13 protein-coding genes are annotated in these 18,701 nt (G+C 72.5%); 6 read left to right on the top strand and 7 right to left on the bottom strand.

Annotation, left to right across the window (positions count from 1 at the left end; all coding sequences use genetic code 11):
• Positions 1–78: 78 nt before the first annotated feature.
• The 3 genes from ACGGAQ_RS00175 to ACGGAQ_RS00165 all read right to left on the bottom strand — a co-directional run bounded on the left by ACGGAQ_RS00175 (position 79) and on the right by ACGGAQ_RS00165 (position 4,775).
• A complete protein-coding gene (locus tag ACGGAQ_RS00175) occupies positions 79–1,650 on the bottom strand; it encodes a metallophosphoesterase (protein ID WP_393043172.1) in 1,572 nt (523 codons plus the stop codon).
• 61 nt (positions 1,651–1,711) lie between these two features.
• Positions 1,712–2,884, bottom strand: a complete 1,173-nt coding sequence (locus tag ACGGAQ_RS00170) for a PQQ-dependent sugar dehydrogenase (protein ID WP_393043170.1) — start codon at positions 2,882–2,884, stop codon at positions 1,712–1,714.
• Between the two features lie 73 nt (positions 2,885–2,957).
• Positions 2,958–4,775 carry a SpoIIE family protein phosphatase gene (locus ACGGAQ_RS00165; RefSeq protein ID WP_393043168.1) on the bottom strand — a complete coding sequence of 606 codons (1,818 nt, stop codon included), beginning with the start codon at positions 4,773–4,775 and terminating at the stop codon, positions 2,958–2,960.
• A gap of 186 nt (positions 4,776–4,961) precedes the next feature.
• Here ACGGAQ_RS00165 and ACGGAQ_RS00160 point away from each other — a divergent pair, with 186 nt between their 5' ends.
• Positions 4,962–5,888: a 2-hydroxyacid dehydrogenase gene (locus ACGGAQ_RS00160; RefSeq protein ID WP_393043167.1), complete on the top strand. Its 927-nt coding sequence runs from the start codon at positions 4,962–4,964 to the stop codon at positions 5,886–5,888.
• A gap of 25 nt (positions 5,889–5,913) precedes the next feature.
• Here ACGGAQ_RS00160 and ACGGAQ_RS00155 read toward each other — a convergent pair whose 3' ends face one another.
• Positions 5,914–6,306 (bottom strand): PH domain-containing protein, encoded by a 393-nt coding sequence (locus tag ACGGAQ_RS00155; RefSeq protein ID WP_363940334.1) that lies wholly within the window; start codon positions 6,304–6,306, stop codon positions 5,914–5,916.
• Between the two features lie 215 nt (positions 6,307–6,521).
• Between ACGGAQ_RS00155 and ACGGAQ_RS00150 the strand changes: the two genes are divergently transcribed.
• The gene (locus tag ACGGAQ_RS00150) at positions 6,522–8,966 is read left to right on the top strand and encodes an EAL domain-containing protein (RefSeq protein WP_393043166.1); all 2,445 of its coding nucleotides are present in this window, start codon (positions 6,522–6,524) and stop codon (positions 8,964–8,966) included.
• Positions 8,967–8,980: 14 nt separating this feature from the next.
• On the opposite strand, the gene ACGGAQ_RS00145 is transcribed toward ACGGAQ_RS00150, so the two are convergent.
• The gene (locus ACGGAQ_RS00145; protein ID WP_393043164.1) at positions 8,981–10,000 is read right to left on the bottom strand and encodes a LacI family DNA-binding transcriptional regulator; all 1,020 of its coding nucleotides are present in this window, start codon (positions 9,998–10,000) and stop codon (positions 8,981–8,983) included.
• Positions 10,001–10,402: 402 nt separating this feature from the next.
• Here ACGGAQ_RS00145 and ACGGAQ_RS00140 point away from each other — a divergent pair, with 402 nt between their 5' ends.
• From ACGGAQ_RS00140 to ACGGAQ_RS00125, 4 genes are all read left to right on the top strand, one after another.
• A complete protein-coding gene (locus ACGGAQ_RS00140) occupies positions 10,403–11,683 on the top strand; it encodes an extracellular solute-binding protein (RefSeq protein ID WP_393043162.1) in 1,281 nt (426 codons plus the stop codon).
• Positions 11,684–11,762: 79 nt separating this feature from the next.
• Positions 11,763–12,779, top strand: a complete 1,017-nt coding sequence (locus tag ACGGAQ_RS00135; protein ID WP_393043160.1) for a carbohydrate ABC transporter permease — start codon at positions 11,763–11,765, stop codon at positions 12,777–12,779.
• 62 nt (positions 12,780–12,841) lie between these two features.
• The gene (locus ACGGAQ_RS00130) at positions 12,842–13,684 is read left to right on the top strand and encodes a carbohydrate ABC transporter permease (RefSeq protein WP_393045585.1); all 843 of its coding nucleotides are present in this window, start codon (positions 12,842–12,844) and stop codon (positions 13,682–13,684) included.
• Positions 13,681–16,125, top strand: coding sequence for a glycoside hydrolase family 2 protein (locus ACGGAQ_RS00125; protein WP_393043158.1), 2,445 nt, complete (start codon positions 13,681–13,683; stop codon positions 16,123–16,125). Before ACGGAQ_RS00130 ends, ACGGAQ_RS00125 begins: the two co-directional genes overlap by 4 nt.
• 85 nt (positions 16,126–16,210) lie before the next feature.
• Here the strand turns inward: ACGGAQ_RS00125 and ACGGAQ_RS00120 are convergent, their stop codons facing one another.
• The gene (locus tag ACGGAQ_RS00120; RefSeq protein ID WP_393043156.1) at positions 16,211–16,762 is read right to left on the bottom strand and encodes a hypothetical protein; all 552 of its coding nucleotides are present in this window, start codon (positions 16,760–16,762) and stop codon (positions 16,211–16,213) included.
• Between the two features lie 86 nt (positions 16,763–16,848).
• Entirely contained in the window at positions 16,849–18,696 is a 1,848-nt protein-coding gene (ilvD, locus tag ACGGAQ_RS00115; RefSeq protein WP_355133294.1) for a dihydroxy-acid dehydratase, read from the bottom strand.
• Positions 18,697–18,701 lie beyond the last annotated feature (5 nt).

Raw genomic sequence — 18,701 nt, 5'->3', positions numbered from 1 at the left:
TCGGGCCGGGCTCCGGCTCGGGCTCCGCAGGCGGGTGGGCACCGCCGAGTCGGCGGGTGGGCAGGCGGCAGCTCGCGCTCAGCGGGTCGGGGTGGGGGTGACCGAGGCGGGCGCGCCGGCGCTGGGGTTCTGCACGATGTGGCGTTCCAGGTTGACCTGGGCCTGGCCGGTGCCGCCGACGGTGATGTCGTCGTACGCCTGGAGCATCTTCTGCTGGTCGAAGTAGAGCACTGTCATCGACAGCGGGGTCGGCTTCTCACCCTCCAGGCCGCGCAGCCCGGCCCCGCCGGTCGAGCCCTCCACGAACAGGGCGGTGGGCTGCTGGCCGGGTGCCTGGGGCAGCTTGGAGACCTGCCGGGCGTGGGTGTGCCCGGCCAGCACCAGCGGGCAGGTGCCGGCCAGCGGCCCGGCCGACGCCGGGTCGTGCACCAGCGCGATGTTGACCGGCCGGGGCGAGCTGCGCACCGTCGCGGCGAGCTGCGTACCGACGCCGATCACCTGGTTGGCCACCTCCTGGGTCAGCCCGCTGCCGGCCGGTGAGGTGTTCTTGTCCGGGGTGAAGCGCGGGTCGCCGATGCCGGCGATGGTCAGCCCGGCGACCGTGGTGGTCGAGTTGTTCAGCACGATCGCGTTCGGCTGGCGGGCCACCGCCGCGGCGGTCTTGCCCGAGTCGTGGTTGCCGCGGATGAACACGTACGGCTTCTTGAGCAGGCTGATCGAGCCGACGAAGGACGCCTCCGGCTCGCTGCCCCAGTCGGTGATGTCTCCGGTGTCGATGACCACGTCGATGCCGAACTGCTCCACCACCGTGCGGATCAGTTGCCAGCCGGTCGGGTTGAGGTGCATGTCGGAGACGTGCAGGACCCGGGTGGTGCCGGGCGCCGGTTCCAACACCGGCAGCGCCGACACCGTCGTGTAGAGCTGGCTGACGTTGCCGACGATGCGTTGCAGCTGCTCGGCGTACTTGGTGTAGTCGTTCGCGATGCGGCGGGCGTCGCCGACGATGGCGGGGGCGTTGACCAGCAGGCCCTCGTAGCGCGGCTCCTCGATCGCCTGGGGGCGCATGGTCGCCGCGGCGGTGCCGAGGCTGCCGGCGGTGACCAGCAGCGACAACCCGCCCGCCCAGGCGGTACGCCGTACATCGCGGAAGATCAACCCGGCCAGGATGAGGGTGACGAGCACCGCCGACGCGAGGGTCCGCAGGCCCAGCCGCATCACTCCGGAGCGGACGTCCTCCACGGCGCTCTGGCTGGCTCGGCTGATGCTCGCCGGGTCGTCGAGCAGCGCCTCGGTGCGCCCCTGGTCCAGCGCGCCCAGCCGCACGGTGAGGTGGGTCGGCCCGCTGTGGCTGTCGAGCAGCAGGGCGCCGAGCGGTGGCACGTCGATGGTCGTCCCGCCGTCGCGGGCCGGGGAGAGGGTGAGGTTGGCCCGGAACGGCCCGATGTCGGTGTCCACCCGACCACCGGCCAGCACCCCGAGCACCGCCCCGGCCAGGGCCACCACGAGCACGGCGAGGATCACGCCCGTACGCCGTACCGGTCCACCGGGCCGGCCGATCCGCCGGCGCGACGGCCGCGACGGCTCGCCGCCGGTCACCGGGTCGCCCCGGTCCTCGGCGTCGTCGTGCTGCTCGTCGCGTTGCCCGTCCATGCTGAGATTCTGACCTGCCCGCCCAAAGATCTTGGCAAACCCGCGCGGAAGGTGACGCAGGTCAGCCGCGACCGCCGTCGCCGCCGGCGAAGACCACCCTCAGGAGGCGGTCGTCGTCGGCCGCCGGATCACCCCGCCCGTCGTGGTTGGAGGTGCTCACCCAGAGCGAACCGTCCGGCGCGGCGGCCACCGCGCGCAGCCTGCCGTACCGGTTGGTGAGCAGCTCGCTCGGCTGCCCGAGCAGCGTGCCGGTGTCGGTCAGCTCCATCACCCAGAGTCGCTTGCCGCGCAGGCAGCCGGTGACCAGCAGCCGGTCCGTCGCGGCCAGCCCGGAGCAGGACGCGTCGGAGGTCGCCCACTGCGTGATCGGGTCGGTGAACCGCTTGTCGCCGGCCCGCCCCTCGACCTCCGGCCAGCCGTAGTTGCCGCCCTTGGTGATCTGGTTGATCTCGTCCCAGGTGTTCTGGCCGAACTCCACGGCGTACATCCGCTTGGCGTCGTCCCAGGCGAAACCCTGCACGTTGCGGTGACCCAGCGACCAGACCGGGGAGCCGGGGTACGGATTGCCCGGCGCGGGCTTGCCATCGGCGGTGATCCGCAGGATCTTGCCGCCGAGGCTCTTCGTGTTCTGCGCGTTGGGGCGCTCGCCCGCGTCGCCCGTGCTGACGTAGAGCTGGCCGTCCGGGCCGAAGCCCAACCCGCCACCGTTGTGCACGTTCGCCTTCGGAATGCCGGTGAGGATCGGGGTGGGTTGCCCGCCGAGTTGCAGGCGGGCGACCCGGTTGTCCTGCTCGGCCGTGTAGTAGACGAAGACCGTCCGGTCCCGGGCGTAGCCGGGGGAGACCGCGATGCCGAGCAGGCCACCCTCGCCCGCCGCCGCCACGTCGCTGATCGTCTGCACGACCCGGACCCGCAGCCCGTCCGGGCCGGACTCCGGGCCGACCTGGAGAATCCGGCCGCTGTCCCGTTCGGTGACCAGCGCGCCGCCGTCGGGCAGGAACGCGATGGCCCACGGCACCCGCAGCCCCTTGGCCAGGACGGTTGCCACCGCCTGCTGGCCCGCGCCGCCAGGGCTCGCCGGCGCCGACGGGGTCGGCAGGTTGGGCGGCTCACCGGCCGGGTCGGGCTCCGGCTCGCCGAAGCTGCAACCCGTGGCGAGCAGCAGCGTCGCGCAGGACGCCGCGAGGACCACCCGGAGGCGGCGGACGCGAGGGTACGGGAGACGGGATCTCACCCGGCCCAGGGTAGCCCGCCGGACGGCCCGGCCAGGCCCGCGACACGTGGGCCTCGGCTCGTGCCGCAACCGCTCAGCGGGCCCGGACGGCCAGCAGCGCCGTGTCGTCCTCGCGGTGCTGGATCGAGGCGAGCAGCAGGTCACACAGGTCGTCGAGGGGGACGGTGTCGGTGCCGGTCAACCGGTGCACCAGCTCGGCGAGTCCGTCGTCGATGGACCGGTCCCGACGCTCGATCAGCCCGTCGGTGTAGAGCAGCAGCGTGTCGCCGGTGGCCAGGCTGGTCGAGTGGCTGGTCCGCGGCGTGGGCCGGGCCAGGCCCAGCAACGGCTCCGGCGTCGCTTCGAGGACCTCCACCGCACCGCCGGCGCGCACCACCAGGGCCGGCGGGTGCCCGGCGTTGCACCAGGTCACCTCGCGGACACCGGAGCGCCGGCCACAGATGCGCACCAGCGTCGCGGTGGCCGCGATGGGCAGCCGCAGGCCACGGATGGCGCTGTCCAGGTGGCTCATCAGCGCTCCGACCGCGTCCGGCCGACCGAACGCGTTGCCACGCACCAGGTTGCGCAGCTGGCCCATGGTCGCCGCCGCCTCGATGTCGTGCCCGGCCACGTCCCCGATCGCCGCGATCAGGTCACCGTCGGGTTGCACGAAGGCGTCGTACCAGTCGCCGCCCACCTCCACCCGGTCGGCCGCCGGCTGGTAGCGGGCCGCCAGCTCCAGCTCCGTCACGAGCGGCAGCCGCGGCAGCATGCTGTGTTGCAGCACCTCGGCGACGTGCCGCTGCTCCCCGTACATCGAGCTGTTGCCGACGGACTGTCCGGCCCGGCGGCCGATGTCCACGGCGGTGAGCAGGTCGCGGTCGTCGAACTGCTGACGGTCGGCGGCGTTGACCAGGGTGATTGCGCCCAGCACGGTGCCGCCGACGGCCCGCACCGGCACGCTGAGGTAGGAGGCGATGCCCAGCCGCTCGGCGATCGCCGACATCTCCGGATCGGTGGTGCCCCGTGCCACGTCGGCGAGCGACGCCACGCCGCCGAGGCGCGGTTGGCCGGTGCGCAGCACCGCCCGGATGATGGACTCCTGGCTCAGCCCCGTCCGCAGCAGCTCGGCGAAGCGGTCCACGTCCGGCGTCCGGGCCGGGTCGCGGTGCACCGCGACCACCTCCCGGGGCTGCCCGGATGGCCCGACCAGCGTGAGCAGGCACCAGTCGGCGAGCAGCGGCACCATGGTGGCGGCGAGCCGGCGCAGCGAGGTGCCCACGTCCAGCGTGCCGGCGAGCGTCTCGCTCACGCCGGCCAGCAGCTCCAGCCGCTCGTGCGCCCGGACGACCCGACGGCGCGACTCCTGCGCGCCGTCCAGCGCGATCCGCAGTCGCAGCTCCGACGAGCAGGCGGCGGCGAGGTCGGCAAGCGTCTGCAGCTGCCCGGCGGTCCACGCCCGGGGCTTGTTGTCGATGGCGCACAGCGAGCCGAGCACCCGGCCGGAGAGGTCGGTCAACGGCATCCCGGCGTACGCGACGACGCCGAGGTCGTCGATGGCCAGGTTGTCGCGTACTCGGGGGTAGAGCCGGGCGTCCGGCAACACCATCGGCACCTCGATGTCCACCACGTGCTGGCAGAACGAGTGGCTCAACGGGGTCTGCCGCCGCTGCGACCACGGCTCCGGCAGACCCACCGCGCCCGGGAAGAACTGCCGGTCGGCGGAGACCAGGGAGACCAGCGCGACCGGAACCTCCAGCAGGTCACTGACCAGTCGGGCGAACCGGTCGAACGCCTCGTCCGGTGCGGCGTCCAGGCCCGTGTCGGCAAGCGCACGCAGCCGCGCCGCGTCGCCGAGCGCCGGGGGTGGGGCGCTCGAACGTCGCGGGCTGGCGGGGGAGCCGTCGGTCATCGAGCACCTGTCTGCCGGGGCGGAGGCCGACCGGCCCTCCGACCCTTGGTTATACCTCGTTGTGGCTTGGACCGAACATCGGTGTGCCGAGTCTCGCCCGCCCCGCCGCCGCGCGCCATCCCCCGTGACGCCGGATCGCCGCCGTGCCCGCACCGGCCGTCGCGCCGGAGGCTATCGTCGGCGGACGTGAAGGTATGGATTCCGCATCCGGCCGGCCTGAACCTCGTCGGCGAGCTGCCCCCGGACGTGACGGTGGAGGTCGCCGAAACCGCCGACCGGTTGCCGTCGGCCCCGTCCGACGTCCGTTTCTGGGTACCGCCGTTCCTGAGCGGGTCGGACGCGACCGCGCTGCTGCACAAGCTCCCCGACCTGGAGGCGGTGCAACTGCTCTCCGCCGGGGCGGACGCCTGGGTCGGCCGGATGCCGGACGGGGTCACGCTCTGCGACGCCCGGGGGGTGCACGACCCGTCCACCGCCGAGTGGGTGGTCACCGCGATCCTGGCCCAGTTGCGGGCCTTCGGAGCCTTCGCCCGCGCGCAGGCGCAGCGGCGGTGGGCGTACGACGGCAACGCGCCGACCGACGAGCTGACCGGCAAGCGGGTGCTGATCGTCGGGGCCGGCTCGATCGGCACGGCGGTGCGGGACCGGCTCGCGCCGTTCGAGGTGAGCTTCACCCTGGTCGCCCGGACGGCCCGGCCCGAGCAGGGGGTGCACGCCGTCGCGGAGCTGCCCCGGCTGCTGCCCGACGCCGACGTGGTGGTCGTGCTGGTGCCGCTCACCGACCAGACCCGCGGCCTGATCGACGAGGACTTCCTGGCCGCGATGCCCGACGGGGCGCTGCTCGTCAACGCGGCCCGCGGTCCGGTGGCCCGTACCGAGGCGCTCGTCGCCGAACTGGCCACCGGTCGGATCTCGGCCGCGCTGGACGTCACCGACCCGGAGCCGCTCCCCGCCGACTCCCCGCTGTGGACGATGCCGAACGTGCTGCTCACCCCGCACGTGGCCGGGTCGGTGCGAGGGCTGCTGCCGCGCGCGTACCGGCTGGTCGGCGACCAGGTGCGGCGGTTCGCCGCCGGTCAGCCGCTGATCAACACGGTGGTCGACGGCTACTGATCGGGCCGCGCGGTCCTGCCCGGGCTCACGGGCCGGGTGTTTCGGCGGCCTCGTCCGGCAGTGTCTGGCCGGTGGCCGAGACCAGTCGGGGCAGGTCGGTGCCGCGGACCGCCGGTAGGCCGACCTGCTGGCCGTCGTCGAGGCGGGCGACGGCCCGCCCGCGCGCGTCGGTGGCCAGCTCGACGACCCGGTCCCAGTCGATCCGACGTTGCCCGAACAGCGCCCGCAGGCGCAGTTCCCGGGAGTCGGCGTCGGTGCCGGCCCGCCAGGCCCACACCCCGACGGCGAGCGGGACGAGCAGCACCGGCAGCAGGTACGCCCGGGCGTTGGCCAGCGGCAGGGCGCCGATGAAGGCGATGACGGCGGCGGCCAGGATGGCTTGGTTGTACCGGAAGCGGACCGTGTCGGGCGTACTCACCCTGCGATGATCCCACCCCTGGTCGACCCGGGTCGCGGCGGGCGGCGCACGGAGCCCTGGACGCCGTACAGTGACACGGGTCACTGCTTCACGCCGGTGGCCGACGCGTAACCAATCTGGTCGCCGGTCGTTCCCCACTGTTGGGCAGCGGACCCGCAACGTCCGCCGTCCCGCACCGCCGCACCGCCCCGTGCCCCCTCACGAAGGCGACCGCCGTGCTCCTCGCGTACCCGTTCCATGTTCTCGTCCCCCGCCGGGCGGCCCCGGAGGTCGCCGTGTCCACGGCCGTGGCGCTGCTCGTCCTCGCCGGGGCCGCCGATCTGGTCCCGACCCCGGTGGTGATCGCGTTGTCCGGCGGCGCGGGCGCCACAGTCGCCGGCGTACGACTCTCCCGGCTCGCCAGCCACCGATCCAGCGATCCGCCGTCCACCGACCCCTCGTGGCGGGCGGCCGCCGCACTGCTCGACGCGGCGGTGGTGGCGGCCGGGTGCGTCGCCGCCGCGCTGCCGCTTGTCGACGCCGGGCACCGCGCTGCCGCGCTGCTCGGATCGCTGACCGTGGCGGTCCTGTCCGTGGCCGGGCTGCGTCGGCTTCCGGCTCGGCCGCCGCGAGCGGCGCGGCTGCGAGGGCTGGTCGAGGCGACCGGCCCGACGCTCGTGCTGACCCTCGCCGGCTGGTTGCTGCTCCCTCCCGACACCCTGCCGGCACCGGCCCGGCTGGTCGCGGCGCTGGTGCTCGGAGGGCTGGGCATGGCCGCGCTCGGCGCGTTCACCGGGTCCGGGCGGCGCTCGGGCGGCGCGATCTGCCGGGGCGGCGTCCTGCTCACCCTGGTCGGGCTGGCGCTGCTGACGGCCCTGCCACCCGTCCCGACGGGACGGGCCGCGCTGCTGGCGGTGCCGCCGCTGGTGCTCGGGATGTTGTTGACCGCGCTCGGTGCGAAGTCCGTGGTGGCGACGGCCAGCGCGCAGCCGGTGACCGGCCCGCCCGCCGCGACCTGGCCACGGGTCGTGCTCCCGGCGTCGGTGCTGCTGCTCGCGGCGGGCCTGCAGGTGGCATCCGGCCGCACTCCGGACCGGACGAGTGTGCTGCTCGCCCTGGCGGCGGTGCCACCACTGGTCCTGCGGGAGCTGCTGCGCGGCGGCGACGCGGGCGCCGGGGAGCGACACGCCGCGCACCGCCGACGCGCCGACCACGCGGTCCGGCGCCGCCGGTCGGCGCAACCGCCCTTTCCCGGTACGACCGAGGGTGCGCCCGCGCACGACAGGTGCCCCGACGCCGCGCCGTGGCCGTCCGACGGGGGCGCGGCCGCCACCTCCGGCGTCGACGAAGCCTGTCCCCCCGACGGTGGTGCCGCCGCGACGACCGGCCTCGACGCGGCGTGGCCCGACACGGGTGTCGCCTGGTCGACGGTCGACCACCGGTCCGGTTCGGCCGGGGAGCGGGCGGCGCTGCTGGACGCCCTCGCCGCCATCGGCGACGTGCCCGCGCCGGCCGGTGCGCTGCTGCTGGTGGAGCTGCACGGCGCGGACGGGCTCGGCCCGGTGGCGCGCGAGGACGTGCTGGCCGAGGCGGTCCTGCGGGCCCGCGCGGTCGTCGGGCCCGGCGACCTGGTGACCGGCTGCACCGGCACCGGCTTCGCGGTGGTCACCGGCGCCGGGCCGGTGCTGGCGTACGCGCTGGGCACCCGGCTGCTGACCGCGCTCACGCCGCCGTACCAACCGGCCGGGTCGGTGCTGCGCGTGCAGGCGAGCATCGGGCTGGCCGAGGTGGGTGGATCCGGACCGGCCGACGTGCTCCGTCAGGCCGAGCTGGCCCGGCGGCGGGCGGTGCAGCTCGGCCGGGACCGGGTCGAGTGGTACGACGCGTTCCTGGAGGAGCAGTTGGTGCGCCGGCTCGACCTGGAACGTGAGCTGCCCGGCGCGGTGGCGCGGGGCGAGCTGGACCTGGTCTACCAGCCGGTGCTCGACCTGACCGACCGGCAGCCGGTGGGCGCCGAGGCGCTTCTGCGCTGGCGCAGCCCGGTGCTGGGCACGGTGCTTCCGGCCGAGTTGCTGCCGGTCGCCGAGGATCTGGATCTGGTCGGCGAGTTCGAGTGGTGGGTGCTGGACCGGGCCTGCCGGCAGCTGGCCGACTGGTCGGCGGGCCCCCGTGAGTTGTGGATGGCGGTCAACGTGACCATCCGGGAGCTGACCGTCCCCGACTTCGTGCAGCGCACCGCCGCGGTGCTGGCCGCGTACGGGGTGTCGCCGGAGCGGCTGGTGGTGGAGGTGGCCGAGCCGAGGATCGGCGCTGACCTGTCGACCGTGGTGGCCCGGCTGGCGGGGCTGCGGTCGCTGGGCGTGCGCACCGCGCTGGACGACTTCCGGGCCGAGCATGCGTCCCTGGCGCAGCTGCGCCGCCTGCCGATCGACCTGCTGAAGGTGGGCCCCGAGCTGGTGGGGGCGCAGCCGGCGGGGCAGCCGCCGCTGATCGACGTGGTGGTCAGCGTGGGCGAGCGGTTGGGTGTGGAGATCGTCGCCGAGGAGTTGGAGTCACCGACCCAGGTCGAGGGGGCGTGTCGGGCCGGCTGCCGCTACGGGCAGGGCTTCGCGCTGGCCCGTCCGGCCACCGCCGAGCGGGTCGAGGCGTACTTCGAGGAGTTCCCGTCGGCGTCCCGCTGAGCCACTGAACCGGTTCACTTCCCGCGCGGCGGCGCCGTGCTGCCGCGCGGGGTGAGCTGGGGGCTCTCGTCCTGCACGCGCGTCGCCGGCTGCCCCCCGATGACGGCGAGCAGGTGGCGGGCGGCGTGCGCGCCGTACGCCGGGATGTCGCGGCCCAGCGCCGTCAGGGGCGGGTGCACCAGCCGGCACAGTGGCGAGTCGTCCCAGGCCACGATGGACAGGTCGTCCGGCACGGTGAGGCCCATCTCCTGGGCGACCGAGAGCCCGGCGACGGCCATCACGTCGTTGTCGTAGATGACCGCCGTGGGCCGCGCGGCGGAGCTGAGGAGTCGGCGCGTGACCCGCCCACCCTCCTCGCCGCTGTAGTCGGAGAAGACGGTGACCGCCTCGGCCAGGCCGAGGCGCTGGCACACCGCCGCGAAGGCGTCGGTACGGATCTCGGTGTGTCGCAGGTCGGGCAGACCGCCGACCCGGGCGATGCGGCGGTGGCCGAGCGCCACCAGATACTCCACCGCCTCGGTCAGCGCGACCGCGTCATCGGACCAGAGGCTGGCCAGCTCGCCGGTGCCGCCCGGCCCGCCGATCACCACGGCCGGCAGTTGGAGCTGTTGCAGGGCGGCGATGCGGCGGTCGTCGGTGTGCAGGTCGCAGACGAGCACCCCGTCCACCCGGCGCTCGCCCCACCAGCGCCGGTACACCGCGATCTCGGCGTCGTGGTCGGCCACCACCTGGAGGGTCAGCGCGTACGAGTGGGCCGAGAGTTCGGCCTCCACGCCGCTGATCAGCGCCATGAAGAACGGCTCGACGCCCAGCGTCCGGGCCGGCCGGCACAGGGCCAGGCCGACGGCGCCGGCGGTGGCGGCGGAGAGCGCCCGCGCGGCGCTGCTCGGGCTGAACCCGATCTCGGTCGCGATGGCGAGGATGCGCTGCCGGGTGGCCTCCGACACCCCGGGCTGCCCGTTCAGCGCGTACGACACGGCACCCTTGGACACGCCCGCGCGACGGGCGACGTCGGCGATGGTCGGCCGCTTCACCGGCGTGCTCCTCCACTCTCGCCCCGGGTCGGGGGTCGGCTGACTGCCAGGGCCGGGGCCGGCCCGTGGCCTCCGTTGGCGGCCTCAACCTAGCGCAGCCGGCATCGGCGACCGACGGCGACCGCGCCCCGTCCCGAAACGGCTGCGCCCGGCGGAAGCTTGCCCGGTTCAGCGTACCTGTGCGGGAGGGCGGTGGGCTGTCCCCAGCCCGCCGAAAACGGTGCGAGAACGCGCTCCACCACGCATGATCGCGCTCCCACGCGCCGTATTGCGCATCCACGCTCGTCGCGGTTCAACCACCCGTTGACACTCCAGGAACCGGACCGTACGGTGACGGAACTTATCCGGTTCAGTCAACGTCTCTCGATGTCGGGAGCGTTTCCATACCTTCGGAGGGATGACATGAAACGGTCCTGGACCCGGTGGGCCCGCACGGTCGCCGCAGGTGCCGTCGGCCTCGCCCTGGTCGCCGCGTGCAGCGGCAGGAGCGGGCAGGAATCCGACGCGGCCGACGGGCAGGTCACCCTGAAAATCAACTTCTGGGGTGACTTCGGCCTTCAGGACCTCAAGACGAAGTACGAGGCCGCCAACCCCAACGTCAAGATCCAGCTCAACTCCGGCGAGTACAACGCCCAGCACGAGGACCTGCAGAAGAAGCTCGTCGCCGGCTCCGGCGCACCGGACATCGCGGCCATCGACGAGGGCTTCATGGTCCAGTTCCGCGGCCAATCGGACAAGTTCGTCAACCTGCTCGACAAGGGTGCCGGTTCGTACGAGAGCAAGTACCTGCCCTGGAAGTGGAAGCAGTCGCTGTCGGCCGACGGCAAGACCCAGATCGGCCTCGGCACCGATACCGGCGGCCTGGCCATGTGCTACCGCACCGACCTGTTCAAGGCCGCCGGCCTGCCCACCGACCGCGACCAGGTATCCGCCCTCTGGCCCACCTGGGACAGGTTCATCGAGGTCGGCCAGCAGTACACCGGCAAGACCAGGAAGAAGTTCATCGACGCCGGCACCAACCTGTTCAACCCGATCCTCGGTCAGCAGCCGGTCGGCTTCTACAACGAGCAGGACCAGCTCCAGATGGAGCAGGGCCCGAAGGTCGCGTTCGACTACACCACCAAGGCCATCGACGCCGGGCTCTCGGCCAACCTGGTCAGCTTCCAGGCCGACTGGGACAAGGGCTTCACCAGCGGCGCCTTCGCCGTCCTGGCCTGCCCCGCGTGGATGCTCGGCCACATCAAGGACACCGCCCCCGGCACCCAGGGCAAGTGGGACATCGCCGCGGTGCCCGGCGGTGGCGGCAACTGGGGCGGCTCGTTCCTGACCGTTCCCAAGCAGGGCAAGCACGTCGACGAGGCGTACAAGCTGGTCGAGTGGCTGGTCCAGCCGGAGCAGCAGATCGAGATCTTCAAGAAGGTCGGCAACCTGCCCTCGCAGCCGGCCCTCTACAGCGACCCGGCCATCGCCGACTTCAAGAACCCGTTCTTCACCAACGCGCCGGTCGGGCAGATCTTCCCGAAGATGGCGCAGGGCCTGACCCCGCAGTACCTGGGCAAGAAGAACGGCCCGACCCGGGTCGCGGTGGAGAACGTGATCCGCCGGGTGGAGAACAGGTCCCTCCGGTCCGACGCCGCCTGGGCGGAGGCGGTCAAGGAGGCCGAGAAGGCCAGCAGCTCCTGAGCCCGCTGCGGAGGCGGGCCGGACACGGCCCGCCTCCGCGCAGTCGTACCCCTTGTCTCTTCGGCCCTGGAGTGCCCCGATGTCCACGACCCGCGCCGCGCCCGAGCCGTCGGCCCGACCAGCCGCCGGGCGGCACGGCCACGACACCGGCCCGGCCCGCCCCCGACTCGCCTGGCGCGACCGGCTGCACCGGTTCGACTCGCGCTACATGCCGTACGTGCTGATCGCGCCCTTCTTCCTGCTCTTCCTGGCGTTCGGGCTGTTCCCGCTGATCTTCAACGGCGTGGTGGCCCTACGGAACTACCGGCTGGACGACCCCGACGCGACCGGCTGGGCGGGGCTGGGCAACTTCCAGCAGCTCCTCGGCGACGAGGACTTCTGGAACGCCCTCTACAACACCTTCGGCATCTTCCTGCTGTCCTCGGTGCCCCAGCTGCTGCTCGCGCTGATCGTGGCGTCCCTGCTCAACCGGCAGCTGCGGGCGCGGACCTGGTGGCGGGTGGGCGTGCTGCTGCCGTACGTCACACCGATCGTCGCCTCGACGATGGTGTTCAGCGTCTGCTTCTCCCGTGACTTCGGGATGGCCAACTGGGCGCTCGGCCTGTTCGGTGTCGGCGGTGACGACCCGATCGACTGGCGCGCCGACAAGGTGCATTCCTGGATCGCCATCGCCACGATGGTCAACTGGAAGTGGATCGGCTACAACGCGCTGCTCTACCTGGCCGCCATGCAGTCCATCCCGCGGGACGTCTACGAGGCCGCGGCGGTCGACGGCGCCGGCCCGTGGCGGCAGCTCTGGCGGATCACCGTGCCGATGATCCAGCCGGTCGTCGTGTTCACCGTCATCCTGTCCACCATCGGCGGGTTCCAGCTCTTCGTCGAGCCCATGCTGTTCGACCTCCAGGCCCAGGCCGCCACCGGCGGGCCGAACGGCGAGTGGCAGACCATCGCCCAGCTGATCTACAAGGTCGGCTGGAAGGACCTGAATCTCGGGTACGCCGCCGCGATGAGCTGGGCACTCTTCCTGATCATCCTGGTCGTGGCCGGGATCAACACCCTGCTGACCAACCGACTCTCCGGAGGGCGATCCAGGTGAGCGCCGTCGACACCGCACCGCCCCGCCCGACGGCCGCGAAGAGCCGCCGACGGGCCGCCCTGATGGGCCGCGCCCCGCAGGAGACCCCGGCCGGTCTCGGCACGTACCTGCTGCTCGCCACCACCATGCTGTTCGCGGCGTTCCCGCTGTACTGGATGTTCGTCATCGCCACCAGCGACGACGAGGCGCTGGCGCAGCTCCCGCCGACGGTGGTCCCCGGTGACCGTTTCCTCGTCAACCTCGACGAGGTCTTCTCCCTGCAGGACGTGTACTTCGCCGCGTCGCTGGTCAACAGCGTCATCGTCGCGTCCGTGGTGACCGCCTCGATGCTGTTCTTCTGCTCGCTCGCCGGGTTCGCGTTCGCCAAGCTGCGCTTCGCCGGCAGCCGGTGGCTGATGCTGTTCGTGGTGCTCACCCTCACCGTGCCCAACCAGCTCGGCGTCGTCGCGCTCTACATCGTCATGGGCAAGCTGGGTTGGAACGGCACCCTGCTGGCCGTGATCGTGCCGGGCCTGGTCACCGCCTTCGGCGTCTTCTACATGCGGCAGTTCATCCTCAACACCGTGCCCGACGAGCTGATCGAGTCGGCGCGGATGGACGGGGCCACCACCATGCGGGTCTACCGCTCCATCGTCCTGCCGGCGATCCGGCCGGCCCTCGCGGTGCTTGGCCTGCTCACCTTCGTGGCAACCTGGAACGACTTCCAGTGGCCGCTGATCACCCTGAGCGGCACCGACTTCCCGACCTCGATGGTGGCCATCTCCGACCTGGCGAGCGGCAACTACGTCATCTACCGTCGGGTGCTCGCCGGGGCGTTCGTGGCGACCATCCCCCTACTGATCATGCTGTTTCTCGGTGGACGACAGATCGTCCGCGGAATCATGGAAGGCGCGGTGAAGTCTTGAGTCGACAGGCACTCCACGACGGCTGGACCCTGCGGGCGGCACCCGGAGCGCAGGTGCCGGCCGCGATCGCCGGGCAGGCCGTGCCGGCGACCGTGCCCGGTTGCGTGCACACCGACCTGCTCGACGCCGGGCTGATCCCCGACCCGTACCTCGACGACAACGAGCTGTCCCTGGCCTGGATCGGGCGCACCGACTGGCACTACCGAACGACCTTCGCAACTCCGGCCGGAAACCACGACCGGGTCGACCTGGTCTGCGCCGGCCTGGACACCGTCGCCACCATCAGCGTCAACGGGGTCGAGGTCGGCCGTACCGAGAACATGCACCGCGGCCACCGCTTCGACGTCTCCTCGCTGCTGCGCGACGGCGACAACGACCTGGCCGTCGCGTTCGACTCCGCCTACCGCTATGCCGAGGCGCAGCGTGACCGCCTCGGCGACCGCCCCAACGCGTATCCGGAGCCCTTCCAGTTCGTCCGCAAGATGGCCTGCAACTTCGGCTGGGACTGGGGGCCCACCCTGGTGACCGCCGGCATCTGGCAGGACATCGGCCTGCACGCCTGGTCCACTGCCCGGCTGGCCACCGTCCGCCCGCTGGTCACCCTCGCCGGCCGCGACGGCCGCGTCGAGGTGCACGCCGAGGTCGAGCGGGTCGCGGACGTCCCGCTGACCGTCCGCGCCACCGTCGGAGGCGTCAGCGCCGACGTGGTCGTCCCGGCCGGGCAGCGCACGGCCGTGCTGACCCTCACCGTCCGCGAGCCCGCGCTGTGGTGGCCACGGGGGTACGGCGAACAGGCCCGCCACCTGCTGGAGGTGACCCTGCACGCGCCGGACGGCGAGACCCTGGACGGCTGGTCCCGGCAGGTCGGCTTCCGCTCGGTGCGACTGGACACCACCCCCGACGAACACGGCACCCCGTTCGTGCTGTCGGTCAACGACGTTCCGGTCGTCGTGCGGGGCGTGAACTGGATCCCCGACGACGTGTTCCCCACCCGGATCACGCGGGATCGGCTGGCCGGGCGGTTCGACCAGGCGATCGGGGCAAACGTCAACCTGCTGCGCGTCTGGGGCGGCGGCCGGTACGAGTCGGAGGACTTCTACGACCTCGCCGACGAACGCGGGCTGCTCGTCCAACAGGACTTCCTCTTCGCCTGCGCCGCGTACCCCGAGGAGGAGCCGTTCGCCAGCGAGGTCGCCGCCGAGGCCGCCGAGCAGGTGACCCGGCTGACGCCCCACCCGTCGCTGGTCCTGTGGACCGGCAACAACGAGAACATCTGGGGCTGGCACGACTGGGACTGGCAGGAACCCCTGGCGGGCCGCACCTGGGGCCGGGGCTACTACCTCGACGTCCTGCCCCGCATCGTCGGCGAGCTGGACCCGACCCGCCCGTACTGGCCAGGCAGCCCCTGGTCGGGCACCGAGGCGATCCACCCCAACGACCCGGCGCACGGCACCACCCACATCTGGGACGTGTGGAACACCGACGACTACACGAAATACCGGGCGTACGTCCCGCGCTTCGTCGCCGAGTTCGGCTACCAGGCCCCACCGGCGTACGCCACCCTGCGCCGGGCGCTGAGCGACGAACCCCTCGCCTCCGACTCGCCGGGCATGGCCCACCACCAGAAGGCCGCTAACGGCGACGCCAAGCTCCAGCGGGGCCTGGACGCGCACCTGCCCGCCCCGGCGGACTTCGACGACTGGCATTACCTGACCCAACTGAACCAGGCGCGGGCGATCCAACTGGGGGTCGAGCACTTCCGATCGCACCGGGACGTCTGCGCGGGCACCATCGTCTGGCAGCTCAACGACTGCTGGCCGGTCACCTCCTGGTCGGCCGTCGACGGCGACGGCCACCGCAAACCCCTGTGGTACGCCCTGCGCCACGCGTACGCCGACCGGCTGTTGACCGTGCAGCCCTGCGCCGGCGGCCTGGCCCTGGTCGCGGTGAACGAGACCGGCCAACGGTGGCAGTCATCGGCCTCGGTGACCCGGCTGACCCTCGACGGGGAGCCCTGGGCGAAGACGACGGTGGAGCTGGACGTCCCCGCGTACTCGGCGGTCACCCTGGCCCTGCCGGCGGACCTGGCCCGCCCGGAGGACGCCCGGCGGGAGCTGCTGGTCGCCGAGGCGGGGGAGACCGCCGAACGGGCGCTGTGGTTCTTCGCCGAGGACCGGGACGTCGACTGGCCGGCGGCGGCCTGGGACGCGACTGTCGAACCGGTCGACGGCGGTCAGCGGGTGCGCGTCACCGCCCGCACGGTGCTGCGCGACCTGACCCTCTTCCCGGACCGACTGGACGCCTCCGCCACAGTGGACAGCGCCCTGGTCACCCTGCTGCCAGACGAGTCGACAACCTTCACGGTGAGCGCGGACGGGCCGCTGGACCCGGCCGCGCTGACCGCCCGGCCGGTCCTACGCTGCGTCAACGACATGGCGTGATCGACACGACTTCGCCGATGCGGCGGTATCCACGCGAGCGGATACCGCCGCATCGGTGACCTCGTGTCGATCAAGTCGCCGCAGGTCAGCAGCGCACGACGAAGCTGGAGCCGTAGTTCCACCGCAGGGTGGCCACCGAGAACCACTCCCGGTGCCAGAAGCGGAATGTCAACCGGGACAGGTAACCCCGCTGCCAGGAGGTGATCTGCCCGACGTACCGCTCGGCGTCGGACGACGTCGGGTAGCGGTCGGCGGTGCTGGTGCAGGCAGCGGTGCCGGCTCCGTTGGTCGGCGGGAGCGTGGTGGTCGAGATCAGCAAGCCGCCGGAGCACTTGGCCACGAAGCTTGTCAGGTAGTAGGCCGTGGATCCGCTCAGCTCCTGCGTCATCCAGTAGCGATAGTCGTAGCCGGCGTTGGACCTGCTGCCGATGTTCGACCAGGTGACGGCCAGCGGGTTGTTGATGCCCGGCGGGACGCTCCAGCCGGACGTGGTGCAGAGCGGATCGCCCGGGACGCGAGCCGAAGCGCGGTCTGGCAGCGCCAGGGGGACTGCCAGGCCCAGCAGCAGGCCGAGCGCCAGTAGCAGCGCCGACGGGCGATGACGGACGGTGGGTGTGGTGGCGGGGCGGCGGGACACAGGTCACCTCCGTTGGTGGTACGGAAGGACCGGGCGACGGTGCCCGGAGCATCGCTAGTATAGACGAGCGTCTATGTCCGCGATGCTCACTCGGGGACGCGGCGGTAGGCGCCGTCGCTGGCCGAGGTGGCCATCGAGGCGTACGCGCGCAGCGCCGCCGACACCGGCCGCTGCCGGTTTGTCGGGGTGTACGGCTTGTCGCGCTTCTCCTCGGCCACCCGTCGCGCCTCCAGCTCGTCCTCGGCCACGTTGAGCGAGATCGACCGGCCGGGGATGTCGATGACGATCTCGTCGCCCTCGCGAACCAGGGCGATCAGCCCTCCGGAGGCGGCCTCGGGGGAGGCGTGCCCGATGGAGAGCCCGGAGGTGCCGCCGGAGAATCGGCCGTCGGTGAGCAGCGCACAGGAGCGGCCCAGCCCACGTCCCTTGAGGAACGAGGTGGGGTAGAGCATCTCCTGCATGCCGGGGCCACCCTTTGGCCCCTCGTACCGGATCACCACGACGTCGCCGGCGACGACCTCCTTGGCGAGGATCGCGGTGACGGCGTCGTCCTGCGACTCGTACACCTTCGCCGGGCCGCGGAAGGTCAGACAGTCGTCCGGAACGCCGGCGGTCTTCACGACGCAGCCGTCCGGGGCCAGGTTGCCGTGCAGGATGGCGAGGCCGCCGTCGGCGGAGTACGCGTGCTCACGGTCGCGGATGCAGCCCTCGGTCGCGTCGGTGTCCAGCGTCGACCAGCGGTTGGTGGTGGAGAAGGGCTCGACGGTCCGCACCCCGCCGGGTGCGGCGTGGAACAGCTCGACCGCCGTCGGCGTCGGCGAGCCGCCGCGCACGTCCCAGTCGGAGAGCCACTGCGCCAGCGAAGGGGAGTGCACGGCGTGCACGTTCCGGTTGAGCTGCCCGGCCCGGTCCAGCTCGCCGAGGATCGCCGGGATGCCACCGGCCCGGTGCACGTCCTCCATGTGGTACTTCGGCGAGTTCGGGGCGACCTTGGCCAGGCACGGAACCCGCCGGGAGATGGCGTCGATGTCGGCGACACCGAAGTCCAGCTCCGCCTCGCGGGCGGCGGCGAGCAGGTGCAGCACGGTGTTGGTGGAGCCGCCCATCGCCACGTCCAGGGCGACCGCGTTCTCGAAGGCGGCCTTGGAGGCGACCGTACGGGGGAGCACCGAGTCGTCGTCGCCGTCGTACCACCGCTTGGCGATGTCCACGACGGTGCGGCCGGCCTCGACGAAGAGCGACCGGCGCGCGGCGTGGGTGGCCAGCGTCGAGCCGTTGCCGGGCAGGGCGAGCCCGATCGCCTCGGTGAGGCAGTTCATCGAGTTGGCGGTGAACATCCCGGAGCAGGAGCCGCAGGTGGGGCAGGCGGAGCGCTCGATCTCGCCGAGTTGCTCGTCGGTCACCGCCTCGTTCGAGGAGGCGATCATCGCGTCGATCAGGTCGATCTTGCTGTGCACGACGCCCTCGATCGCCGTCGTCTTGCCGGCCTCCATCGGGCCGCCGGAGACGAAGACGGTCGGGATGTTGAGGCGCAGCGCGGCCAGCAGCATGCCCGGGGTGATCTTGTCGCAGTTCGAGATGCAGACCAGGGCGTCCGCGCAGTGCGCGTTGACCATGTACTCCACCGCGTCGGCGATCAACTCGCGACTGGGCAGGGAGTAGAGCATGCCGCCGTGGCCCATCGCGATGCCGTCGTCGACCGCGATCGTGTTGAACTCCCGCCCGACGCCGCCGGCCTCGGCCACCGCGTCGGCGACCAGACCGCCCATGTCCTTCAGGTGGACGTGGCCGGGCACGAACTGGGTGAAACTGTTGGCGATGGCGACGATCGGCTTTCCGAAATCGTCGTCGGTCATCCCGGTGGCCCGCCAGAGGGCCCGGGCGCCGGCCATCGTCCGACCGTGTGTGGAAGTCCTCGATCGCAGCTCAGGCATGTGTA

It is taken from the genome of Micromonospora sp. NPDC047557 (assembly GCF_043205095.1).
Lineage (GTDB): Bacteria > Actinomycetota > Actinomycetes > Mycobacteriales > Micromonosporaceae > Micromonospora.
Note: the sequence above shows the minus strand (reverse complement) of the source record. Positions and strands in the feature narration are given on the sequence as shown.